Genomic DNA, 24,284 nt, shown 5'->3' on the forward strand with positions numbered 1-24,284 from the left:
GTAGTTTTATGCCCCCAATTAATAAAAGTAATTTTTGTAATTATTGGTTCATTTTTGAAGATTCCTTTTACACTTTGTCGAAACAAGCTTTATTTGACGAAGCAAAAAATAATTTGCCTGAAGAATTAAAGAAAATTTTTAATAATTTAAGAATTATTGAATTTCCTAATAAAAATGATATTCTAAATTTATTAAGAGAAAATAGCAATGAAAACATTATTGTTTTAACCAACCAAGAACCTTTTAAAGAATATGAAAATTTATTTATTACTAAAAAAATAAAAAACAAATTTGGTTTATTAAGTTCTCAGCACAAAGAAATGAATTTCAGCGAAGAAAAAATTTTAGAAATGGAACTTGGATTAAGCGTTATAAAATCTCCATTCACTCTCAAAGATATTGGTGGTGCGAAAGCTTTAAAAGAATATACAGATTTGTTAATTAAAGCTGAGAAGAATGGTTTTAAAGCAAAGGGCGTATTTTTAGTTGGAATTCCGGGCACAGGTAAAACATTTTTTCCAAAATGCTTTGCAGGAGAGTTGGGTAGAAAACTAATATTATTAAATCTTTCTCAAATTATGGAAAGCAATGAGCCTATTCAAAAGTTAAATAATATTTTTGAATTTTTGCATAAAAAACAAATTGATTCTAAAGATGAAAAATATGTAATTTTAATTGATGAAATAGAAAAAATGATTGGAAGCTCAAGTGTTAAAGAAAAGCAAATGTTAGGAAGATTGCTAACGATTTTAAATGATATTAATACGCCTGCTTGTGAATATAGTTTTAATGCTATATTTTTTGCAACAGCAAATGATTTAAATTCCATTCTAAAAAATAATCCTGAATTTTTAAGACGGGGAAGATGGGATGAATTATTTTTTATCAATTTGCCGACTCACGAAAATGCTGAAGAAATGTTTAAAATATATATCAAGAAGTTCAACTTAAAATTTGTATTAGAAGAAATAATGAATCTTGATTCTATTTTTGCAGAAATTGAAGCTATTTATCAAAAAGAAAATCCAATTTCTAATAGGTTTCCTTATACTCCTGCAGAAATTGAAAATTTTTGCAAAAGATTAGATTTTTGTAAAAAAGCAAAAGGAGATGAGTTTAACAAAAAAGATATTATAGAATGTATTCAACTAATAATTCCACTTGTGAAATCAGCAAAAGAAGGAATTGAAAAAATGGTTGCACAGTCGGAATTGTTTATAGAAATTTAAATTATTTGAAAGGAGTGGTTGGTCTATGTTTATAAAAGATTATTTTAATATTTATGAAAAATTCTCTAAATCATCTAATTTGTTAAGAAAATTTTCCATAATTAGTCAAAAACAAGCAATTTGTAAATATTTAAAACTCAATAAAAATTTCGTAATTAATAATATTAATTATTGTTTTTTTGAAAGTGAAGAAAATTATTTAATTAGCGTATTTACAAATGACAATTTAAACTATATTCATATTAATAGCAGGAAGACAAAAGAATATCCAAGAAGTTTTGAAAATCAGGAGAACTTTGAAGTGTTTTTATCTATTTTCGCAACCATAAGTGTTTTATTAAATTTAAATTATCAAATTAATAATTTAAATGATTCTAGATTATTGCTGAAACAAAAAGAAAAAATTGAAGATATAGCTTATTGTATTTATTATGATGAAAAATTTAATTTAAATCTTTCCAACTATATTAATGACAAATTAAGCTATATAAAAAATATTTATTACTTTGGCGAAGATTTTTTATTTTGCTTATTCAAAAATTTTTATTTAAAGAATATATTGAAAGAAGATCTTTTCAAAATTCTAAACATTGATGAAGAAGATTTTAAAAAATTATATTCCCATTTTAAATTAAAAATTAAAAAAAATATTAGTGATGAAAATGCTTTAAATCGATTAAAAGGTGAACTATGAATTTTCAACCAAGAATTATTAGAGATCAAAATGATGAAGAATGTTATATCATGAGTTTAAGTGATTTTTGCAAAAAAATTGGAATTTCAAATAAAACTTTTAGAATTAACAAAGAGAAATCTTATAAAAATATTGATTTTTATAAAGAAAAGGGTGAAAAAAAGACTCTAGTAAAAATCAAAGTAAAAGATTTGATTATCAAAAACGTTTATGTCGGAGGCTGAAAGCTTTAAAAAAATATTATATAATGTTTTGTAAAAAGGAGAAAAAATGCTTAATCTAAATATTAGTAAAGTAAATTTTGATGAATTAGACATAAAAAATATTACAAAAAGGGGAATTTTAGATACTTTAAAAAAATTCTGGAATGGAAATTTTGATGAGTATTTAGAATATTTGCAAAGTATAGGAATTAATTATTATGAAAAAATTGACAATATTTATAAATTAAAGCAAACTCTAAATAATGATATTGAAAAATTAAAAGAGAATGTTAAAGATGGAAAGAATGTAGGAAAATTTAATTATCAGGCTATAAGTCAATTTAAAAATTTACAAGAAGTTAGAGATAGTGAATATTATAAACTTAATATAGATCTTAGAGAAGTAAATGATAAAAACACAATAACAAAAATTAAAGATGTTTTTTTGAGTGTTGATAGTTGTTCTTTAGTTGATTTTAAAGAAATAAATGAAGAAAGAATATCTTTAATTTATCATAAAAAAGGAGCTTTAATATTTTTTGATAATTATATTATAGCAAATACAAGAGCTGAAAATATGAGCTTAATAGAAAATTATCAAGTTCCAAAAGATAATAATTTTATCGTTTCAAAGTTTTTGTTATTTTTAGCTACAAAATTAAAAACTGAAAATATTAATGAAAGTTTTTGTTATTCTTATAATAACGGAAAGCAGAGAATTAATAATATTAAAAGTATAGAAGAAATTATAGTTTGGGGAAGATTAAAACCTGAAGAAAAAAAACTTGAAAAAGATAAATTAAAACAACAAGATGAGAATAAAGAAATTGCTAAAGAACAAGCAAAAGTTGAAATTAAGCAAGAAATAAATAAAAATAGAGATTCTTTAGAAAAAGATTCTGTAGAAAGAATATTACAAAATTCTACTTCTAATGTAAAACTTTATAATATATCTTCTCTTTCAGAAAGTGATAAAAATCAAAAAGTTGAAAATGAAATAAAAAATGAGAAAGAAGAAATAGAAAATATTATTAAAAATAGTTTTGAAGTTTATCATTTAAAAGAACTTGAAAAAACAAAAGAAAGACTAAAAAGAGCAGAAAAAGAATCTTATGAAGCCTATAAAGATTTAAAAGATTATTTATATAACGGAACTTCCATTTTAGAAGCAATTAGAAATATTCAGCAAAAATATAGAAATGAAGATACTATTAATTTTGCAAGTTTGCTTTTTAGTAAAGATATTTTAAATTTGAAAAACAAAGAAAATGAAATAAATACATTAAAAGATGAAATTGAAAAAAGTATTAATTATGAAAATGAGCTAATGGATGAAATAACTAAACGAGAAGAAACTATCTCAAAGCTTAAAGGAACTCTTCAAAGTAAAATTAATGAAATTACAGCAATGAGAGATGATTTTGAAAAAGAAATAGCAGAAATAAAATTAGTAGAAGAAAAATTAAAAGAAGTAGAAAAAATTTCAGAAGAGCAAGAAATTACAATTAAAGAGCTAGATAATGAAAATGATATTTTATCCAATGAAAATAAAAAATCAAAAGAAGAATTAATAAGATTAAAAAGCGAAAATGAATATTTAAATAAACAAATTGAAGAAAATAAAAATAGAAATTTAAACAATGAAAATCTGACAAAAGATTATTATAAACTACAAATTGATTTAGAAAAAGAAAAAATTCAAAATCAATATCTTTTACAATCTATAGCAGATTATAAAGAATCAGAAAAAGAATATAAAAGCAAAATTGAAGATTTAACTTCTAAATTAATAGCCAATAATGATAAAACTTCTGATCAAGAGAAAAAAGTAGAGTATACTCCAAGAAGTAAAGATATTTTAGGAAAGATTTAAATAATGATGAAAAAATCAAATTATAGGAAAAAATTATGAAAATATTATCAATTAGCTTAATTGTATTAGTTTTTATAAATAGCCTTTATGCATGTGGTGGTTGTGTAGATTCATATTTAGGTAGCGAAAAAGCAAATGAAGGAAAAATTCAATACGATAAAGGCGAAAATCAAATTGCAAATGCTATTGATAAACTAAATGAAATTATAAAAGAAGAAATTATAGCAAATGAAAAAAATGTTTTAAAGGAAAAAGAAATTTTAACAAAACTTAAAACTGAAAAAACATTAGAAGCTAAAAAAGAATCTTTTATTTTAATGAAAAATAATCAACTTCAAAATATAATTAATAATATTAAAGCTAAATAAATGGAACTCACAATAGAACAAATTGAAATTATTGAATTATCTAAAAAAATGAATAAAAGCGAAATATTAATTATTAATGCTTGTGCGGGAAGTGGAAAAACATTCACTTTAAATGAAATAGCTTCAGCAAATCCAAATAAAAAATTTTTATATCTGGCTTTTAATAAAAATATTGTCGAGGATATGAAAAAAAAAGCAAAAAAAAATATAGATGTTAAAACTTTACATTCTTTAGCTTTTTCTTTTGTAAGAAAAAAAATAGGGAAAATGAATTTTATTAATTCTTATACTATATTTGATATTGAAAAATTTTTTCCAAATCAAACTTCTGAAGAACTTTTTTTAATTTTAAAAGATTTTAATGATTTTTTAATTAATGATGAAAAAGAATTTAAAAATAACTATATAAAAAAACTCTGGAATTTGGTTTTAACTAGAAAATTAGATTTTATACATAATTTCTATTTAAAATATTATTTTTTATATGAAGAAAGTAAAAATTTAGTTAAAAAATATGATTTTATTTTATTGGATGAAGCACAAGATACTAATTCTATTATGCTCGATATTGTTTTAAATAATAATTGCTCTAAAATATTAGTTGGGGATACTTTTCAAAATATTTATGGTTTTAATCAAACTATAAATGCAATTGAAACTGTTCAAGCAGATTATAAAAAAAATCTTTCAAAAAGTTTTAGAAGTAAGCAAGAAATTTTAAATTACGCAGATTATTTTTTATTAAAATATACCAAAAAAAATAAAGTTAAAATGACTTCCAATATTTCCAATAAAGAAAAAAATGAAATTAAAAACAAATCTTATATTATGAGAACAAATGCTGGAATTATTGAATTTTTAGACAAAATTAAATATGATAAAAATATTGAACAATATTGTCTATTGAAAAATCCTGATGACATTTTTCAATTAGTATTTGATATTTTAAATTTTAGATCTAATCGTTTTTCCTATATAAGCAAGAGAAATTCTTTTTTACTTAATTTTAATTCAATGCTTGAATTAAAAAACTATGCCAAAGAAGCTTTTGATAATAATTTAAATAAAGTTTTAATTTTAATTGATAAAAAATATGATTTTAAAGTCTTAAATGCATTAGCCATAAAACTTTATAATAAAAAAAATAAAGAAAATATTTTTTTTTATATCACAAATTCTCATATAAGCAAGGGATTAGAGTGGGATAGTGTAGAACTTTATAATGATTTTCCAAATTTAAATAAATTACAAAATGAAATTAAAAAAGAAAAAAATTTGGAAAAAAAACAAGAAATGGAATTCTTTTTAGAACAAGAAGTAAATTTATTTTATGTAGCTATCACAAGAGCAAAATTTCAATTGCTTGACAAATCGGAAAATAAAATTAATGATACAGCCAGCTAGAAAAAATAATTCAAAAAGCTTTTTAAGAGAAGCTGAAATTGCTATATTTGCAATAAAAGATGATAAAGCTAGAAATTATTTTTTAAAAAAACTAAAAGAAGTTTTTGAAAAAAGAAAAAATCCAAATTGCACTTTAACAGGAGAAAAAGCTTTAAAAACTGAAATATTAGCTTATTTAAATCAATTAGATGAAATTAAAACAGCTAACATATGGTGTAGGGATGTATCTATAGATAGACAAGATATTAACAATCTTTTAATGAACATACAAACAGAACTTCTTAATAATAATATTCAAGGAATAGTTGAACTTCATTTACAAGATAGAGAAATTAATTCTCCACATATCCAATTTATAGGAACTGAAGCAGAAAAAGCCGAATACATAATTGCAACAATTTTAGTTAATCTAAAATACGAAACAAGCATAGAAAATGCTATTGGAAAAAAAAGTGATTTTAAACCATATTATGAAATTAATGATAAGTTTAGGACACAAAATTTAGATGATGAGCTAGAATATAGAGAGAATATAAAAAAAAGAAAAGAAGAACAAAAATTTGAACTAGATAAATTAGATGATTTGATTATGAAATTTGAAGAAGAAATGCAAAAAAATAAATCTCTATTAGAAAAATCAAAAAATGTAAAAAATAATTTTTGGAATAAATTAGAAAAATTAAAAGAATATAAAAATAAAATTAGAAATAAAAATTATAATATCAAAAGAATTAGAAGAAAAATCAGAAGAAGATAGATGTATTTCGTTTGGCATTCAGCCCAACCGCTAAAGCAGTTGGGATTTCTGCCTAAATGAGTTTAAAATAAATTTCATAATAATTGAATAATAAATTATTATTTTGAAGTAAAAGAAAATTATGTTTTTTAAGTTCTAATAGAGAATTTACATCTAAAGCAATTATTTTTTTGTTGGTAAAGTTTTGTTTAGTATTAATTGTATCAAGTTCATTAATATAAGAAGTCATTTTATTAATAGAATCAGTAGCATTAGCCAAAAGTGCTATACATGCAAAATTAATAATTATAAAATATTTAAAAATCAATTTTTATTCCTTAATTTTTTAATTAATTTATCCCAGAAAATAAGCAAAAATATCTTTTTAAATGGATTGTCATCTTTCTTAATATTAAAAAAGAATCTATATAAAAATAAACACCCTATAGAATAAATTAAAATGAAACTTTCAAATCCATCAGAAAAGATATAAGAATAAATAAGAGATATAAAAAAGAAATAAATGTTATTTTTGCAAGCAAAAAAATAAAAAATATTTCTTTTTAATAAATATTGCTCTTTAAATACATCTTTTTTATAACTCATTTTTTAATTCCTTGTTTAAAAAAATTATTTGTTTCTTCAGTTTCAATTTCAGATTTAGAAAACTTTTCATTTAAAGCAATAAATAATTTATTAATCTGTTCTCCATTATCTTTAATTTCAGGTATTTTGTTATATAAATTATAAATTTCATTTTTTGATTTTTCAATTTGCTCTTTAGTAATATTAAATTCATCTTTTTCTAAAAATTCTTTTAAAATAGAAAGTTTTGAAAGATATAAAAAGTATAAAGTTTCATCAGAACAATTGATATTTTCAATTTCTACTGAAAATATATTTTCGATAGAAATGTTTTGTTTATCATCTAATTTTTTTTCTTCAATTATATCGTTTAAGCCTTTCAATATATATGAATGAAAATTATTTAATTTTTGAGCATATTGTGCATCAGAAAATTTATCCAATAAATTATTGTCTCTACCAAAATTAATAAATTGATTAAAAATACTATTTAATTTATTAAAAGTTTTATAATCTAATCTGGCATTTAAACATATTTTGATTTTATTTCTAATTTCCGAAGATTTTTCGTAAATTCTTTTTGCATGAATAGTTATATCTTTAAAAACTATTTTTTCTATTTCATTTTCTGTCATACTTTATTGTCTCCTATTATTATAATTTTTATTGATTTCTTGATTCTCAACTTTTTCATCTTGTGTTTCTTGTGCTTCTTGTTTTCTTTCTTCAGCTATTTTATCCATTTCTGCTTGTGCTTTAGCGATTTTTTCATATAAATCATTATTTTCTTCTTCTAATTTTTCTTCTATTTGCTCTTCTTTTTTCTCATCGTCAATATCTTTATTAGTATTTTCTTTTTCAATTTCATCTTTTAAATCTTCATTTTCTATTTGTAAATTTTCTAAATTTCCATTTTGCTCTTCTTTGTTTTCTACTTCTTCTTTATTTTCAACATTTTCTTCTAATTTTTCACCTTTTTCACCTAAAATTAATAAAGTTTTATTTGAATTTTCAGCCATTTCTTCTTTTAATTCTTGTAATTTTTCTTTTTTTTCAATCATTAAATCATCAAGTTCTTTTTGCAAAATAGCATTTTTTTTCTTTACAGACTCTATCATTTCTTTAATTTCTGCTGTGCTAAATGTTAATAATTCTGTTTGAAATTTCAACATAAAGCCTACATTATTTAAAGTTTCTTTTCTTTTGAAAGGATAATAAATCTGTTCATCATCTTTAATAAAATCAATCATCTTTTGAACATCACTTCGTTCAGTTTCAGTTTCATTTGGATATTTTTGTTCATTTAAAATAGAAATATCTTCTTTAATATCATTTACTTTGGTTGCTAAAGTTTCATTTTCTTCTAATACTTCACAGAGTTCATCTATTATTTTTTTATGTTCTAAATTCTCTAAATCTTCAAAATTCTCTAAATCTTTTAAATAAGATTTAGTAAAATTATTATAATAATTTTCCAAGTTCACAAATCCTTCTTGCTGAAATTCTAATAATAAAGCTCCTGTTTGAGTTAAAAAGAATTGTTTATAATTTTCATCTTCTTGAATATTTTTATCTATATACTTTTTCATTTCTTCTGAAAAATTATCAATATCATTAATATCAATTTTATTTTCTTTTTTAAAAGTATCTTTTAATAAAGTTAATTGCTCAACATATTCTCTATATTTTTCATCATTTTTAAGATTTGCATGATTTTTTAGAGTTTCAATAATTTCTTCCATATTTTTCTCCTTATTTTGTAATATTTTATTTATTGTATACAATTTCTTTTTTTACTGCTTAAAAGATTTCTGAAAGTAGAACAAAATTTCCCACTTTAAGAAATAATTAAAAATTTTTATACTTTTGATTGCAAAATATCTTTTGCTCTAATAAAATTATTTATATTTTTTTGATTATTAATCAATATATCAATTTTTTCTTCATCTGTTGAATTATCATCTATTTCATTTATTTTAATTTCTTCAGTTTCAATCTCAATAATATTATTTTTTTCTTCATTTTTAATTTCGATTTTTTTTTCTATATCATCTTTACGCAAATTAGAAGCTACAAATTTACCTTTTTCGTTTAATAGTTTTGAATAATCTGGTAATAAATTTTTAATTTCAGGACTATTCATATTTATTTTAATTCCATTTTTTCTTAATTTATTTCTAATAGTAAAAATTTCATTGATATTTCTTAAATCTTTTTTAAGTGTATCTAAAAGTATTTTTCTATCATAAGTATCTAATTTATTTTCACTTAAAAATTTTTCTTTTAAAAAAATTTCTTCGTCTGTATTTTTTAATCTTTCATTTAAATTATTAAGAAAAGTATTTGATTTTTCAATTGTGTTTGTTAATCTTATTAAAATATTGTCTATCTCTGGATAAGAATAAAAAATTGAACCATTATCAGCCTTAAAAAACAAATTATTTGGAATATACTCTTTGTCATATTTATTAATTAAAACGCCTTGAACACAGAATTGCTTTGTAAGTTCTCCAATAAAAGTTCTAAAAACTAATTTTAAATCATTTGCTTTAAGAATTTCAACTTCAGCTTCATTTTTAAAATTAATAAAAATATCTTTTATTTTTTCATTAATTTTATTTTTTAAAGATTTATGACTTTCTTCATCTTCTTTATTTTTTGGTTTTTTAGTAGTTTTTATACCAAAGCATTCTAAATTATAATTTTCCTTTTTAAAGTCTTTATTATGTATAAACTCATTTAAAAATTCTATATCATTAAGTAATAATTCTTTTTTTTCTTTTAAAGAAGTCAAAAGTCTTTCATTTTGAAGAATATTTTTTTTGTATTGTTCGAAGTATCTTTCTTCTGTTTTTAACATAGTTGAAATTTTATGTTTTTCTAAAATAAAAGGATTACCAGTAGCAATAGCTTTCATTTCTGAAACATTAGCGATTTCTGCATCAATACTTTCAAAATTTCTTTTTCCGTCTAAAAGATTAATTTTTTTAAGTTGTGCTAAAGGTAAAAGCTTTTGTTCATTGATTTGAAACATTCTTGAATCGTAAGTTTGTTCAGTTGCATATCTATAATGTGAAATTTCAAAATTATCTTTATCTTTTTCAAAAAATAAATTTCCTTGTCTTACAACTCTTCCTGCTCTTTGTTGTAAATCACTAGGTTTCCATGGACAATCTAACTCATGTAAAGCAATAACTCTTTTTTGAACATTAGTTCCTGCTCCCATTTTTGCTGTAGAACCTATTAAAATTCTAATTTCTCCAGCATTAACTTTATTAAATAATTCTTGTTTTTGAATATCTGAATTTGCATCTCCAATAAAAGCAATTTCATTTTGTGAAATACCGCTTTTAACTAATTTTTTTAAAATTTCTGCATAAAGATCAAATTTATCTCCAACTTCTTCCATTAACTCTTCAATAGTATATCGTTTAATTATTTTTTCTTTTCCTTTTTCATTAATTTCTACTTTGGCGTAAAATTCTTCTTCAGTTTCTTCATCTGTTAATAAAACTAATTTTAAATCAGCTATAACTTCTTCAATATTGTTATATCTTGCTTCATTTTCAGCATTTATATTTATTTTTTGAGAATGAAATTTTGAAACACCCATATCGCAAAATATTAATTGAGTAGAAGAAGGATAAGTCTGATCATTATAATGAAACATAACTTTCTCAATTAATTTATTAATTTTAGAATCTTCATAATCACTTGCACTATTATCAATCAATCTAAAATCTAATGCCGCTTTTTTAGCATCAGAAGTGCATTTAAGCATATTGTTATTTCTTGGATCTTCTTTTAGATTATCCATTCTATCAATTATACTTCCTTTGTTATAAAATCCTTTTTCATTTTCAATTCCTATATAACTTTCTATATCATAACTTCTTGGAGAAATAACATTTATAGGGCGTCCATTTTTAATTTTTGGAACTAATCTTCCTGTTTGTTTTTCTATATCTTCATTTGTTACAATATCAACATTTTCTCTATAAGCAGACATTAGTTCTGGAACATTAATAAATTGAGATAATCTTGAGGTTAATTTGTAATTAACTCCGCTACTATCAAGTTCTTCATTAAAAGTAATTTTTGTAAAAGTTTTTTGCCAATCATCAAAATGAGAAACTCCCAATTCTTCTAATATTTTTGGTTGTAAAAACTTTTGCATAATATAAAATTCTGCAATAGAATTGCTTACTGGAGTTCCTGTCAAAAAATACAATTTATAATTATTTTGATGACAATAACTTGTAGCACAAAGCATTTTCATAGCTTTAAAAGAATCATTTAATGGAAGTCCTTTAACACTATCCTGATTTGTATCAATATATAAGTTTTTAAAATTATGAGCTTCATCAACAACTAAAGCATCTATTCCTAGTTCTTCAAAAGCAATTTCTTCATCGTATTTTTTTCCAATAGCTCTTTTTTCGAGTTTAGCTTCTAAATATTTAATTTTTTTATCTATAGTTTTTCTTAAATTTTTTAAATCTTTTTCACTTGAAACCTTTATTGTTTTTGTTAAATAGTTTTTTAAATTTTCAGCATATTCATATAAAATATTTGTTTGAAAACTTTCCATAACGTTAATATTTTCAAAAGTAGAATGCTTCATAATGATTGCATCGTAATTACCATATTTAATTTTATATAAAAATTCTTTTCTATCTTTTTTATCTTTAATTTTATCCCCTACTAATATATTTGCATTTGGATAAGCAAATAAAAATTCTTTTTCCCATTGAGTAGCTAAATGATTGGGAACTAAGAAAAGAGCTTTTTTAACTATTCCCATTCTAACTTGTTCCATAATCAAAGTAATCCCTGCTAAAGTTTTTCCTGCACCAACTTCGTGTTCTAAAAGCATGCTATTTTTTAAAATACCTTTAAAAACAGCATTTTTCTGATGTTCTCTTAAAGTTATATTCTTATTTAAATACGGTGTTTCTAAATATTTTGAAAAACTAAAATTAGTTTTATTGTAAACATTTAAAACTTCATTATATTTTTTTTCTATTTTTTCTCTTACATTTTTATTATTAAAACAATAAGATTCAAAATAATCTTTAACAGCTTCTGCGTTCTCTAAAGCAATTTTTGTTGGAATGTTTTCATTAACTTTAACTTTTAATTGTGGATTATCATCTTTTTGTTCATAATGAAAAACTTCTAATGATTTTCCATTAATTATTTTTTCTATTAATGTTTTTAAATCAAAAAATAACTCACTTTTTTCATTATAAACCATCAAATTAATACCATTATCGTTTAAATCAGTATTTTTAATTTCTTCTTCAACCAAAATATTTTCATCTCTATATTCATCATAATTTTCTTTTAAAATTTTAAAATTCTCAAATACATACAAACTATTCACAAAATTAATATCTATAATAATTTTATCAGGAGAGTGAAAGAAAGTGTTTTTAATAAAATCTTTATAAATCTCAATATCTATATAACTTGCACCAAAATTAAGCTCTATATCTTCAAATTTAATATATTCTGGAAAATATTTTTTTAATTCTAATGCAACTTCTTCAAGTGGTAATGAAAAATTGTTAAAACTAATGTTTTTTTCAATCATTTCTTTAATTTCGTTATATTTAGCTTTAACATTTCCTGTTAAAAATTCATCTGCTAAGATATAATCACTTTTATGTTTATCTCTATCAGAGTTCAAAACATGAAAAATAAGTCTTTTTTCTAATAAATCAACTAAAATTTTTTCCAAATCTTTGTCTTTTGAATAATTTTTTAAAGTATTTAAATCTATATAACCTTTTTCTGTTAAAGTTTTTTGCAAAGCTTCTTCATTGCTTTGTGCCAATTTTCTTTCATAAGGAATATAAATCCTTTCTTTTAAAAAATCAGCTTCTAAATAAGTATTTTTATTATTTAATGTTACTTTCTTTTCTGTAGAGAAAATAGAAAAAGAATTTATTTTATCAAGTTCAATTATATCTTTTAATCTATGTTTTAAAATCAATCCATTTTTATCTTTTTTACTATTTCCTAAAGAGTTCAAAAATTTAGAATCACTTAAATTTAAAATATTTCTTCTTATAAATCTTAAATTTTCTTTTTCCCTTTTTAATACTTCATTATCAATAAGATGATTTCTTTCATTTGCTAAATTTTCTTTTATTAAATCTCTATACTTAATAATTTCACTAGCAATTTTTTTTTCTTCGTGGTTTAAATAGCTTTTATATACAAATTTACTTTTATTTTCTTTAATGATATTTTCTTCATTAATTAAATATTTTTTTTCTAAAGGTAATTCATCTTCAAAATAAGCTTCTTCACAAGAATCTATGTCTTTTTTAATATAAATTTTATCATTCATTAAAAACATACTACCAATGTTAAGTTTTTTTATATTTTGAAATTCTTTTAAACTTAAACTATCATAATCAATAAAAGTATATTTTTTTTCAAAAGGCGGATTATCTTTAAAAATGAAAGAGTGTATTCTTTCCATACGATTTATTATTTCATCATTATAATTATAATCTGGTGCTTTTACTTCCATTGAAAATCTACCAAACTGATTAGAACCTAAAATAGGATTTCCAATTATTTGCTCTGGATTTTGAATAAAATAATTATTAATTTCTACATAATCTTCATCACTTAATTTAAACAGATTTACATCCATAAAAATATTATTTGATTCTGTTTCCATTTCAAAAGATTCTTTATTATTTTTTTTATTAAAAATTCTTTGGTAAAAAAATATATCAGTTGAAACATCAGCATGAGAATTTTTAAAAACATCATTTGGCATTCTAAAAGCTGAAATAAAATTTCCTAAATCATTTAAAATTTTTCTATGCTTATTCCCATTGGAATCTAAAAAATAACTTGAAATAATAAAAGATAAAATTCCATTATCTTTTAAAAGCTCACTTGATTTAACAGCAAAATAATTATGGATTGATAGATTATTTCCTAAACTACCCATATCTTTAATTTTTAATTGTTCATAAGGTGGATTACCAACAACAACATCATATTCTTTTTTATTAAAATCAACTTTTTCAAAAGAATTATTATAAATTCTTACATTTGGATGTAAAAATTTAGCAATAGTTGCTGAAATTAAGTCTTTTTCTACAGCATCAAATTCATAATTTTGCGGAGCACAAGAAAAGAATTTTCCAATACCACAACTTGGTTCTAAAGCCTTAATTTTATTATTTTTACTTACACCTAAAGAATCTAATCCTTTATAAATATTTTTTATAATAAAATCAGGAGTAAAATAAGCATTATAAGAAGAGTCTTTTAAATCTTTATATAAATCATCATCAATTAATTCTTTTAATTCTAATTTATATTCTTCATATTTTTCATTATAAAATAAATCTCTTAATCCTCCAAAGGCAGTATATCTAGCAAGAATTTTCTTTTCTTCTTCGTTTGCAAAAAGCCTATTTTCATTAAATATTTTTTGAGTAAGTTTAATAGCTTCAATATTTGCTTCAATTCTTTCTTTTACACTTAAATTTACAGGATATTCCCCTTTATAATTTTCCTTATCAAATCTTTTTAAAAATTGATGTGTTTTAAAAGATTTAAATTTAAATTCGCTTGTTCTTGATACTGATTGAGGTTCTCCTTGATCTGTTGTATTGTCATATTCTTTAAATTTATTACTTGTATTAATTTCTGATTGCTCATCGGTATTGTTATGCTCTCTATTAATTTCAAGCGATTTATTTTCTTCTGCATTAATGCTATTTGATATTCCATTGTTATTATCAATAACAATCTCATCGCTTGCTCCAAAATCAAATTGTTGTTCTCTTGGTTTTTCTTTACTAGTGAATTTAAAATTTTCACTATGTAAATTATTGGATGTGTTTTCACTATTTTGTCCCAATAACTCAACTTCTGACTGACTAGAGTTAAAATTATTAATATTCTCATCATTTGAAAGCTCTTTGGAAATATCATCCTTAATTGATCTATCGTTTGTGATATTTTCTTCGCTTCTTCGCTTAAAATTAACATGTTCTTGTTCTTGTATTCTCTCATTAACACCCACAATTCCTCGTTGTAAGTATAAATTTTCCTCTCGATTAAATTGATTACTTGATAACTCAGTTCTTGTTTCAAGCTCATGCAAAGTTCTTCTATTTTCTCCTGATTGTTCTTTAAAATCTCTAAAATCATCTCCTCTTTTTCTGTTAATTCCGTTATTATGCTGTTCTCGAAGTTGAATTGTTGAGTTATTAAACACTCTTGCAAATATTCCATTTTCTTTTCTATCGCTATCATTTCTTTTTTCAAAATTTTCATCATCGATTTTATCAATATATTTTCTAAAACTATCAAAAATTCTGTTTGAAAATTTTCTAATATATGATTTTGTAATGTCGGAATATAATATATCATCAATTCTTGTAATAATGGATTGGTTTCGATTAATTCCATCTTTATATTCAGTTCTTGAAAATTCATCAAAAATGAATCTATCTCCATTTTGTCCAAAACTTCTTTGGCTTGTATTTCTAGTTGCTTTACTTTCTCTATCTCTTTGGAATTCAATTGTTTCAAATTGAGTAAATCCATTTTTATTCTGAAATTGTCCAATTCCTCCTGATATTTCTCCTGAATTTTTGATATCTCTATTTGATATATTTTCTTGTTGCTTAAATCTATCCTCTTGAATTTGTTCTTCAACTCTATTAATTTCATTGGTTTTATGTTCCGAAAATTCATTAAAAGTTTGTCTATTTTCTTGCTCATTTTTGTCAATATTTCTTGTTGTATCGTATTGAGTATCATCAGTTGTTCTTGTTCCCCATCGTTCGCTTCTTCTAATATTTTCATCGCTTGTGTAAAAGTTATTATATTTTCTTTCATCATCATTTCTGGTAAATTCATCATCTCTTGTAAGGTTATATTCATTTTTTAAATCCTTTAATTTAATTTTTTTAAAATAATCTTCTAGCTTAACTTCATAATCTTTACTATAAATTAATATATCATCATTTTTATAAATTATATTTAATTCTATATTATTGTTTATTAAAATTTTATTCAATTCTTCATCATTACTATGATTAAAACTAAAATTACTTGCATTTGTAGTTATAAGTGGATTTTCATTAAGTATTTCATTTGCAATAAAATTTTTAATTTCATATTTTCTTTCTTTTTTTTGAGAATTTTTTTGAATATTTATTAAAAAACCATTAAAAATATTTTCTTCAATTTTTATTATTGTTCCAAAAGATGAATTTATATTATTGTTATTTTCGTGATATAAAAAAAGAATATTGATTTTATTTTCTTCCATATTATTTTCCGTAGACAAATTAATCCTAGTTTTTAAATAAAACTAGGAGATTTAATTAATTCTTATTGTTTTTGAGTTCTTAGGTTTTTAACTTCATCAGAACTAAATAACTCATTTTGATTTTCTGTTTTTTCTTGCATTCTACTTTCTGCTTCAGCCTGTGCTTTATCAACAGCATTAATTTTACTTTGAATATGATTTTGATGTTCTAAAGCTTTTTCTTGCGTTCCTTCTTCTAAAATTTTTCCTTCCTTGTCTGTCTTATTGTAATAACTAAAATCATTGTTTTCTATATAATTAGAAACTTCTTGATTTCTGGCTTCATAATAATCTTTCCAAGCTTTACATTCTTCACTATTTGCTAAAGCTTTTTCAGGATTATTATTTAAAAAAGTTGTAAAAGCTTTTTTTAATTTCTCAATGGATTTTTCTAAGTAATTCATTTTTGCATTAACTAAAGATAAGCCACTGTTTTGATAAACTTCGCCCGTTTCAAGATCAATTTGTTCTTTAAAATATTGATCACGATTAAGTTTAGAATCTACCATTAATTCATTTTTCTCTTTATTAATCCAACTTTGGAATTGACTTGAAATAATAGTATCTTTAGGAATTACTTCTTTGATCATTTTATCGAAAGCATCTGCAATTACTATAGAAAATTTATATTTAGAATTCAAATTATAAGGATTCCAAGGTACAAATATTTCTTTTCCTATTTCATTTGTGTATTTAGACATATTAATCTGATCCGTTTTTTCTTGTGCTTTAAGCATAGCTTGCCCTAAATCTGAACTAATTAGCTTATTATAAGCTTCATCACCTAAATTTTGGAATTTCATTTTTTCTCCTTTTAATTAAAATAGTGGCGAAATAATAAAATAAAAAAAAATTTTTTTCTTAAAAGTTTTCTTAAAGTGGGAAATTTTGTTCTACTTTCAGAAATCTTTTATTTTTCAAATTTTGTTTTTTTGTAAAATACTTCAAAAATTGGCAAAGGAAATAAAATGAAAACAAGAACAAATCGATATTTGTTCATACTATTATCAATAGTCTTTATTTTTTTAGTTAATTTAAAACTTTATGCTAGTGATAATAATTATAAAAAAACTTTAACTTTATCTAAAAATGAAAAAATTGAAAAAATAATTCAATTTTATAAAGAAAGATTAAAAGATATTCCAAATTTAGAAATTAAATTTGTAGAAGAAAAAAATAATTTTCCTTTTGAAGCTTATGTTTTTGAATTCAAAACAAACAAAGAACAAACAAAAGAAGTTATTTTTATAAAAGATAATTTTTTCTTTAATGAGTATGTAGATTTCAACACTTTAGAATTTTCAAAAGATAAAGTCCAAGAAGAACTATCAAAAGATAAATATTCTAATATCATCAAAGAACTCATGAATGATAAAAAATATATTATAACCTTAGGAAATGGAAATAAAGAAGTTTATGTTTTTTCAGATCCAGAATGTCCTTTTTGTCAAAAACACTTAAAAAATATTGATGAAAAATATTTAAAAGAACACACTATTCATTTTATTTTTATAAGCGTTCATGATAATTTTAAAATCTTAACTGCACTCTATAACGATTTGGACAAAGCTAAAACAAAACAAGAAAAACTAGCAATTATTAAAAAATTCTATTTTGGAGACAATGATTATAAAGATTTTAATTTTAAAAATAATGAAAAATATAAAGAAGAAGAAATTAAAAAAATATTTGATAAATATCTTAAATTAGGAGTTAATTACACTCCATTTATAATTAATTGGAAGCTATAATGGAACTGAATGCTATTCCAACTCAACTTATAACAACTGCTTTTGTTTTTGGCTTAGCAGCTCTAGCTTTCTCAACAGCTCCATTTTTATTCACTCTATCTAATGGAATTTTAAAAGCAAGAAATGGAAACACTTCATCAAGTTCAATAATATCTGTTTTTTGTATCGCTTTTATATTACACACAGCTTCTTGTATATTTTTTATCTTAGGTATAAAATTATTAGATATTTTAAATAATTTATATGAAAGCAATTATTATACAAATAAAATATTTCCAATTTTTTGGGCAAGAGGCGAAAATGAAGTATTTCAATTAGCAGGAGCAAGTGGCAGTTTAGAAGAAAAAGGTGCTTACTTACAATTATTCGCATTACAAACTATAGTTGATTGGATAATAATTATTATTCCAATTCTTATTTTTATAACTGCCTCTACTTATGGAGCTATTCAAGCTAGAAAAGATACTATGCACACGGATTATTTAAGTTTTTTTATTTGGATGGGAATATCGAACATTATTGCTTTCTTTCTTTTTTTTATATGGGCTAAAATTGCTAGTTTAGCCCTATTTATACCTAACGGAGCTGATTTAATAAGCAAAATGTTTGAAATGTATAAAAATTTACCTATATAGGAGTAACTATGAGATTTTTTTCTTTCAATACAAAAAATAATGGATTTTTAGCAACAGCAATAAAAAAAGAATATGAGAATTTCGAAATTGAAAAAATATATCAAATGTTTAATAAAAATAAAAATGATTTTATAAAAATTAATTTTGATAAACAATTTGATGATATTTATACTTTTACAAACAAAGAAGATTTAATTGATTTTTTTAAAACAGAAAATATTGATGAAGCGTTTTTTAAGATAAAAGATTTTATTTATTATTGGGATAATGAAAATCAAGAAGTTTATAATTTAGAAGATATCGTTGCAAAAAGAAATATTAAAAAAATTAATGAAGAACATTTTTATTTAATAAATGATGAAAAAATAAACAATAAACTTGAAAAATGGTTTAATTCCACTGATATGATAAGTCTTTCTAAAACAACTCAAATAATATTTGATGAGTGTAAAGCAGATTTACATCATAATATTTATGAAGTTTTTCCTTATTCTATTTTAATGATAGGTGATAAACTTGCTTATTTAAGTAAAAATTTAAGTAATCAAACAAACATACAAATACTTAATGAAAATTTACTTCCAAAAGATTTAAAAGATGAATTAAATTTTATAAATTTTAATCAAAAAAAACCTGAAGAAATACTTGCAAATTTAAATAATTATCTAGAAGCAGAAAAAGATCAAATTACAAATTCTAAAAATAGAAAATTACTTAAAAACTTTTATGAAATAAAAAATAATAAACTTGATAAGCTTATAGAAAGTATTGATTTAGCTACAAATGAAATGAAACAAACTGGCTTATTTGATGAAGAAGAAATAAAGCCAACTTATAAACCAAATTCAAATTATCAAAATCGTGAAGATTTAATTGCAAAAAAAAGGAATAAAAGATGAAGCTATTTATTGCAGAAAAACCTGAACTTGGAAGAGCAATTGCAGAAGGCATTGATGGAAAAGCTGAAAATTATAAAACTCATATTGTTAAAAATAATAATATTATAACTTGGGCATTTGGACATATTATGAAATTAGCAGAACCAGAAATTTATGATGAAAAATATAAAAAATGGAATATTCAAGCTTTGCCACTTGATATAAAATTTCCTTTCAAAAGAATTCCCATTACAAGTTCTGAATCTCAATTAAAATTAATTATAAAATTGATAAATGATAATAAAGTAAAAGAAATTATACATTGTGGCGATGCTGATGAGGAAGGACAAATTTTAATTGACGAAATTCTTTACTACTCAGGAACTAAAAAACCAATCTTAAGATGTTTAATCAACGACATAACACCAAAAGCTATAAAAAAATCAATTAACGAAATGAAGCCAAATTCAGAATTTAATGGACTAAGTGAAAGCGGTTTTGCTAGAAGTGAAGCTGATTGGATAGTTGGACTTAATCTTACAAGACTTTATAGCATTTTAAACAATAATAAATTAATTAGCGTTGGAAGAGTTCAAACTCCAATTTTGGCTTTAATAGTAAATAGAGATTTAGAAAATAAAAATCATATTAGCAAGCCTTATTTTGTAATTAATGGTGAATTTGATATCAATAATGAAATAATAAAAATTCCATTAAAAGTGGAAGAAAAAATTGAAGATGAAGAAATTGCTAAAAAAATAAAAACAGAAACAGAAAATCAAAATGTTAATTTAAAATTAAAAATTAATCAAAAATTAGAATATCCACCACTTCCATACAATTTATTAAATCTTCAAGCAGAAGCAAGTAAACTTTATGGTTTTTCGGCTAAAAAAACCTTAGATATTACGCAAAATCTTAGAGAAAAGCATAAAGCTATAAGTTATAATAGAAGCGATTGTGAATACTTACCAGAAAATATTTATAATGAAGCTCCACAAATTATAGAATTGATTAAAAATAATTTTAATGATGACATAGGACAAAATAATGTAAATTTAAACATTAAATCAAAAGCATTTGATGATACTAAACTTTCAGCACATTATGGAATTATTCCTACTCAAAGTAAAATTGATATTAATAAACTTTCAAAAGATGAAAAATTAATTTATACTCTAATTACTCAAAGATTTTTAATGCAATTTTATGAACCATGTAAATACGATAGCTACAATTTAGAAATAAATATAAAAGATTATGTTTTTTCAACAACATTAAGAGTAGATACAGAACTTGGTTTTAAAGAATATTTCAATAAAAATGAAAAAGAAGAAATTGGCTTTTTGAAAAATATTAAGGATAACGATCTTGCAAAATGCCAAAATATTGAAATTAAAGCTGAAAAAACTAAGCCAAAACCATTTTACACTATGACTACTTTATTAAAAGATTTAAATCAAGTTTCTAAATATGTTAAAGATGAAAAAATCAAAAAACTTTTAATAGAAAAAGATAAAGATAAAAAAGGCGAAAATGGCGGAATAGGAACTCCAGCAACAAGAAGTAATCACATAGAAACTTTAATAAACAGAGGCTATATTGTAGTTTCAAAGGATAAAAAGCAAGTTGTTAATGCTACAGAACTTGGAATTAATTTAATCCAAAATTTAGATCCTATATTGACAAATCCAGACATGACAGCTTTATGGTTTGAATCTCAAAAAGAGATACAAGAAGGAAAACTAAAAAGAAGCGATTTTTTAAATTCAATTAATGATTTTATTTTAAAAATAATTGATAATGAAAAGAGTTTAAACAAAAAAATTGTTTCTAATGAAGAAAAAGAAAAAATAACTTGTCCTAAATGTCAAAAAGGTTTTTTAAGAGAAATAAATGGAAAATTTAGAAAATTCTTTTCTTGTTCTGAGTATTCTAATGGTTGTGATTTTAAGGCGAAATCTGTTAATGGAAAACCTGAATTAGAAAATAAAAGCACTAATTTAAATACATCTTTTAAATGTCCTCAATGTAATCAAGGAAACTTAATAAAAAGAGAAAGTAAAAATGAAAAAAACAAATTTTGGTATGGTTGTTCTGAATGGAAAAATGGTTGTAAATTTATGTGTCCTGAATTAAATGGCGAACCTAATTTAAATGCTAAAAATAATTTTCAAAACAATTATAAGCAAAAGGTTAAATACAAATGAAAAAAATAATTTTATTTTTATTGCTGTTTAATTTCTTATTTGCAGAAGGAACAAATAATGGGCAAGGAGTTGTTTCTGAAACTACTAAAGAAGAAATGCAAAAAATATTTCCTAATAGTGATGATGACATAGATTCTAAAAATGGATGTAGTTGGGAGTGTAGAAAGGTTAATAGCGGATATGGAACTCAAATCATAGGATTTGATTTTAAAAATGGGACAACTTTTTGTAGAGTTTATAAAAATGAAAATTTTGATTTAGATTTAAAATTTAATGCTTCAAAAACTAATTTATCTTGTGCTAAACAAGTGTATACAGGACTTGATACTGAATTAAAAAATTATGAAAATATAGATAGAAAAATTAATTTAGAAAGTATAATTAAATGGACGCCAAGCGATACTAAAATTAATTTTGCAAAATATTTAGTTGCTTTAGCAACTTTAAATCCAAATATTATTGATAGAGAAAAAACTTATAATTTAGGAGAATTAACCTTAAAAGATGGTATAGATAATTTTAGCATTAAAACTATACAAAAAAATCAAAGTTTTATGGATTTTTTGATAGCTCCAAATTCTGTTTTAAATCAAAATAAAGGATTTTCTACTTCAAGTATAAGTTTGCAAGAAACTTCAGCTGTAGATGGTTTTAATAAAAACAATATGGCGTATTTTTCAAATCTATTTTTAGCCAATGAAAAAATTTATCAACATTTACAAATTCTAATTCTTGTTTTAGTTGGTGGATTTTTTCTTACTTCAATTAGTGCAGAAAAAATTCAAGCTTACTTAGAAAATAGGGGCGAAAATGAAGGAAAGCAAAAATTTTTACATAAATTTTATATTCCAATGATTATGATAGGAACATTTTTTATGCCTATACCCGAAGGAAATGGTTTAGCTCACTCAACAATTATGCAAAACGTCATTAGATATTTTGCATTAAAATCAACAGATATTGCAGATATGGCTAGTGCAATTGGTGGAAAAACCTATATGGATAAAATTTATAAAAGTATAGGTGGAGTAAATATTCAAGGTATTAAAGCCTTATTAGAAAAAAAGAAAGAAAATGAGTTTCTTATAAGTCAAGGAGATGAAATTTATAAAAAAACTTGTTCTTTAAGATATAAAAACCAACTATCTGCCATTAGAGAAAGCTATATCACTTCTTTAACAGATGAAGATAAAGAAAAAATAAAACGATTTTTAGCTGAAGATAGTAATGATATGGCAGGAAAAAATGGCGATATTTCCTTGGAAGCTTGTATAGCTTTAGAAGCTGATATTTTAAAAGCAAGAAATGAAATAACTAAAATAAATTCTCAAATGGAAAAAATTGATAAATTAAGAGATAACACTCAAAAAATCAATGAAATGAAAAATCTTGATGCTTATTTTGCAGTAAGAGAAATGCAACTTGGATGGATAAATTCTTTATTTACGCCAAGTAGTGCAATTTTAGCAGAAGTAACTATGTTTAAAGAAGAGCAAGGTGATGAAGATGAACAAAAAGAAAGGATGATTAAAGCAACTAAAAAAAATATTCAAAACACTAAAGAAAATATAAATAAAGGAGATATTGAAATTAGTAAAGATGATATTACAGATAGCTCTTTAGGATGGATAGCAGGTAAATTAGTATGGATGATGTTACCAGGAGCTTCAACTATAAAAGATTTTGTAATGGAAAATACTGGAAAATTCATGGCTGTAATTCAAGCAGCAGCAGCTTCTACTGTGCCAATCATAGGAACAGTAGGTGGAGCTATCGTTGGATACATAACAGGAACAGTTGCCTCAACAATTACAGGATATGCTATAGCTATAATGTTAATAGAATGGACTTTTCAAAAAATACCATTATTGGTTTGCACTACAGCTTCTATTATAATATTTGTATCTTATTTAGTTTCTTTGATAAAATATTTTTATATTTCACCATTCGTTGTAGCTTTCTCCTTAGCAACTAAAAGAATGGATAAAATTATTGAATTCTTAATTAATGGTATGGCTATATTTTTAAAACCCGTATTAATTATTCTCTTTATATATTTATCATTATTTATAAATGTTTTAGTAGACGAATTTTTCTTATTTGTTTCTGTAGAACAATTTACAGGAATTAAAACTAGCGTATATAATTTTCACACTAACTTTATTATAGGTGCAATCACAGGCTTATTAACTATATTTGCAAAAATTGCTTCAGCGGTAATTATGTGGAATTTAATTATTAAAGGGCCTTCATGGGCTTTATCATTAGTAGGTATTGATGGAAAACAAAGTGAAATGATTTCTCAAGGTATGGAAAACACTTTAAACAAGAGAGCAAATATTGTTTAAAGAAATCTCAAC

Annotated in this window: 18 protein-coding genes; 12 read left to right on the forward strand and 6 right to left on the reverse strand. The window is 22.7% G+C overall.

What is annotated here, in order from left to right:
- Nucleotides 1–113: 113 nt before the first annotated feature.
- The 7 genes from AJ936_RS00205 to AJ936_RS10160 are packed head-to-tail and all read left to right on the forward strand — an operon-like array spanning nt 114 to nt 6,528.
- Nucleotides 114–1,229, forward strand: a complete 1,116-nt coding sequence (locus tag AJ936_RS00205; protein WP_186820504.1) for an ATP-binding protein — start codon at nt 114–116, stop codon at nt 1,227–1,229.
- Nucleotides 1,230–1,254: 25 nt separating this feature from the next.
- Complete coding sequence (locus AJ936_RS00210; protein ID WP_070273917.1) at nt 1,255–1,923, forward strand: hypothetical protein; 669 nt, start codon at nt 1,255–1,257, stop codon at nt 1,921–1,923.
- Complete coding sequence (locus AJ936_RS00215; RefSeq protein ID WP_070273918.1) at nt 1,920–2,147, forward strand: hypothetical protein; 228 nt, start codon at nt 1,920–1,922, stop codon at nt 2,145–2,147. Before AJ936_RS00210 ends, AJ936_RS00215 begins: the two co-directional genes overlap by 4 nt.
- 46 nt (nt 2,148–2,193) lie before the next feature.
- Entirely contained in the window at nt 2,194–3,999 is a 1,806-nt protein-coding gene (locus AJ936_RS00220) for a hypothetical protein (RefSeq protein ID WP_070273919.1), read from the forward strand.
- A 35-nt stretch (nt 4,000–4,034) separates the two neighbouring features.
- Complete coding sequence (locus AJ936_RS00225; RefSeq protein WP_070273920.1) at nt 4,035–4,367, forward strand: hypothetical protein; 333 nt, start codon at nt 4,035–4,037, stop codon at nt 4,365–4,367.
- On the forward strand, nt 4,368–5,771 hold the full coding sequence (locus AJ936_RS00230; protein ID WP_070273921.1) for an AAA family ATPase: 1,404 nt from the start codon (nt 4,368–4,370) through the stop codon (nt 5,769–5,771). It abuts the gene before it with no gap.
- Nucleotides 5,755–6,528 (forward strand): hypothetical protein, encoded by a 774-nt coding sequence (locus AJ936_RS10160; protein ID WP_070273922.1) that lies wholly within the window; start codon nt 5,755–5,757, stop codon nt 6,526–6,528. Before AJ936_RS00230 ends, AJ936_RS10160 begins: the two co-directional genes overlap by 17 nt.
- 52 nt (nt 6,529–6,580) lie before the next feature.
- On the opposite strand, the gene AJ936_RS00240 is transcribed toward AJ936_RS10160, so the two are convergent.
- From AJ936_RS00240 to AJ936_RS00265, 6 genes are all read right to left on the reverse strand, one after another.
- Nucleotides 6,581–6,835 (reverse strand): hypothetical protein, encoded by a 255-nt coding sequence (locus AJ936_RS00240; protein ID WP_070273923.1) that lies wholly within the window; start codon nt 6,833–6,835, stop codon nt 6,581–6,583.
- The gene (locus tag AJ936_RS00245) at nt 6,832–7,113 is read right to left on the reverse strand and encodes a hypothetical protein (RefSeq protein WP_070273924.1); all 282 of its coding nucleotides are present in this window, start codon (nt 7,111–7,113) and stop codon (nt 6,832–6,834) included. Before AJ936_RS00245 ends, AJ936_RS00240 begins: the two co-directional genes overlap by 4 nt.
- Nucleotides 7,110–7,727 carry a hypothetical protein gene (locus tag AJ936_RS00250; RefSeq protein ID WP_070273925.1) on the reverse strand — a complete coding sequence of 206 codons (618 nt, stop codon included), beginning with the start codon at nt 7,725–7,727 and terminating at the stop codon, nt 7,110–7,112. The genes AJ936_RS00245 and AJ936_RS00250 overlap by 4 nt, the downstream gene beginning before the upstream one ends.
- A 3-nt stretch (nt 7,728–7,730) precedes the next feature.
- Complete coding sequence (locus AJ936_RS00255; RefSeq protein ID WP_070273926.1) at nt 7,731–8,834, reverse strand: hypothetical protein; 1,104 nt, start codon at nt 8,832–8,834, stop codon at nt 7,731–7,733.
- 116 nt (nt 8,835–8,950) lie between these two features.
- Nucleotides 8,951–16,411, reverse strand: coding sequence for an SNF2-related protein (locus AJ936_RS00260; protein WP_070273927.1), 7,461 nt, complete (start codon nt 16,409–16,411; stop codon nt 8,951–8,953).
- Between the two features lie 62 nt (nt 16,412–16,473).
- Nucleotides 16,474–17,253 (reverse strand): hypothetical protein, encoded by a 780-nt coding sequence (locus AJ936_RS00265; protein WP_070273928.1) that lies wholly within the window; start codon nt 17,251–17,253, stop codon nt 16,474–16,476.
- A 165-nt stretch (nt 17,254–17,418) separates the two neighbouring features.
- On the opposite strand from AJ936_RS00265, the gene AJ936_RS00270 reads away from it, so the two are divergent.
- The 5 genes from AJ936_RS00270 to AJ936_RS00290 are packed head-to-tail and all read left to right on the forward strand — an operon-like array spanning nt 17,419 to nt 24,272.
- Nucleotides 17,419–18,201, forward strand: a complete 783-nt coding sequence (locus AJ936_RS00270; RefSeq protein ID WP_070273929.1) for a thioredoxin fold domain-containing protein — start codon at nt 17,419–17,421, stop codon at nt 18,199–18,201.
- Entirely contained in the window at nt 18,201–18,836 is a 636-nt protein-coding gene (locus AJ936_RS00275) for a hypothetical protein (protein WP_070273930.1), read from the forward strand. The genes AJ936_RS00270 and AJ936_RS00275 overlap by 1 nt, the downstream gene beginning before the upstream one ends.
- 8 nt (nt 18,837–18,844) lie before the next feature.
- Entirely contained in the window at nt 18,845–19,735 is an 891-nt protein-coding gene (locus AJ936_RS00280) for a hypothetical protein (RefSeq protein ID WP_070273931.1), read from the forward strand.
- Nucleotides 19,732–21,924: a DNA topoisomerase III gene (topB, locus tag AJ936_RS00285; protein ID WP_070273932.1), complete on the forward strand. Its 2,193-nt coding sequence runs from the start codon at nt 19,732–19,734 to the stop codon at nt 21,922–21,924. The genes AJ936_RS00280 and topB overlap by 4 nt, the downstream gene beginning before the upstream one ends.
- The gene (locus AJ936_RS00290; RefSeq protein WP_070273933.1) at nt 21,921–24,272 is read left to right on the forward strand and encodes a hypothetical protein; all 2,352 of its coding nucleotides are present in this window, start codon (nt 21,921–21,923) and stop codon (nt 24,270–24,272) included. The genes topB and AJ936_RS00290 overlap by 4 nt, the downstream gene beginning before the upstream one ends.
- Nucleotides 24,273–24,284: the final 12 nt, after the last annotated feature.

It is taken from the genome of Campylobacter sp. BCW_6877 (assembly GCF_001762445.1).
Classification (GTDB): Bacteria; Campylobacterota; Campylobacteria; order Campylobacterales; family Campylobacteraceae; genus Campylobacter_D; species Campylobacter_D jejuni.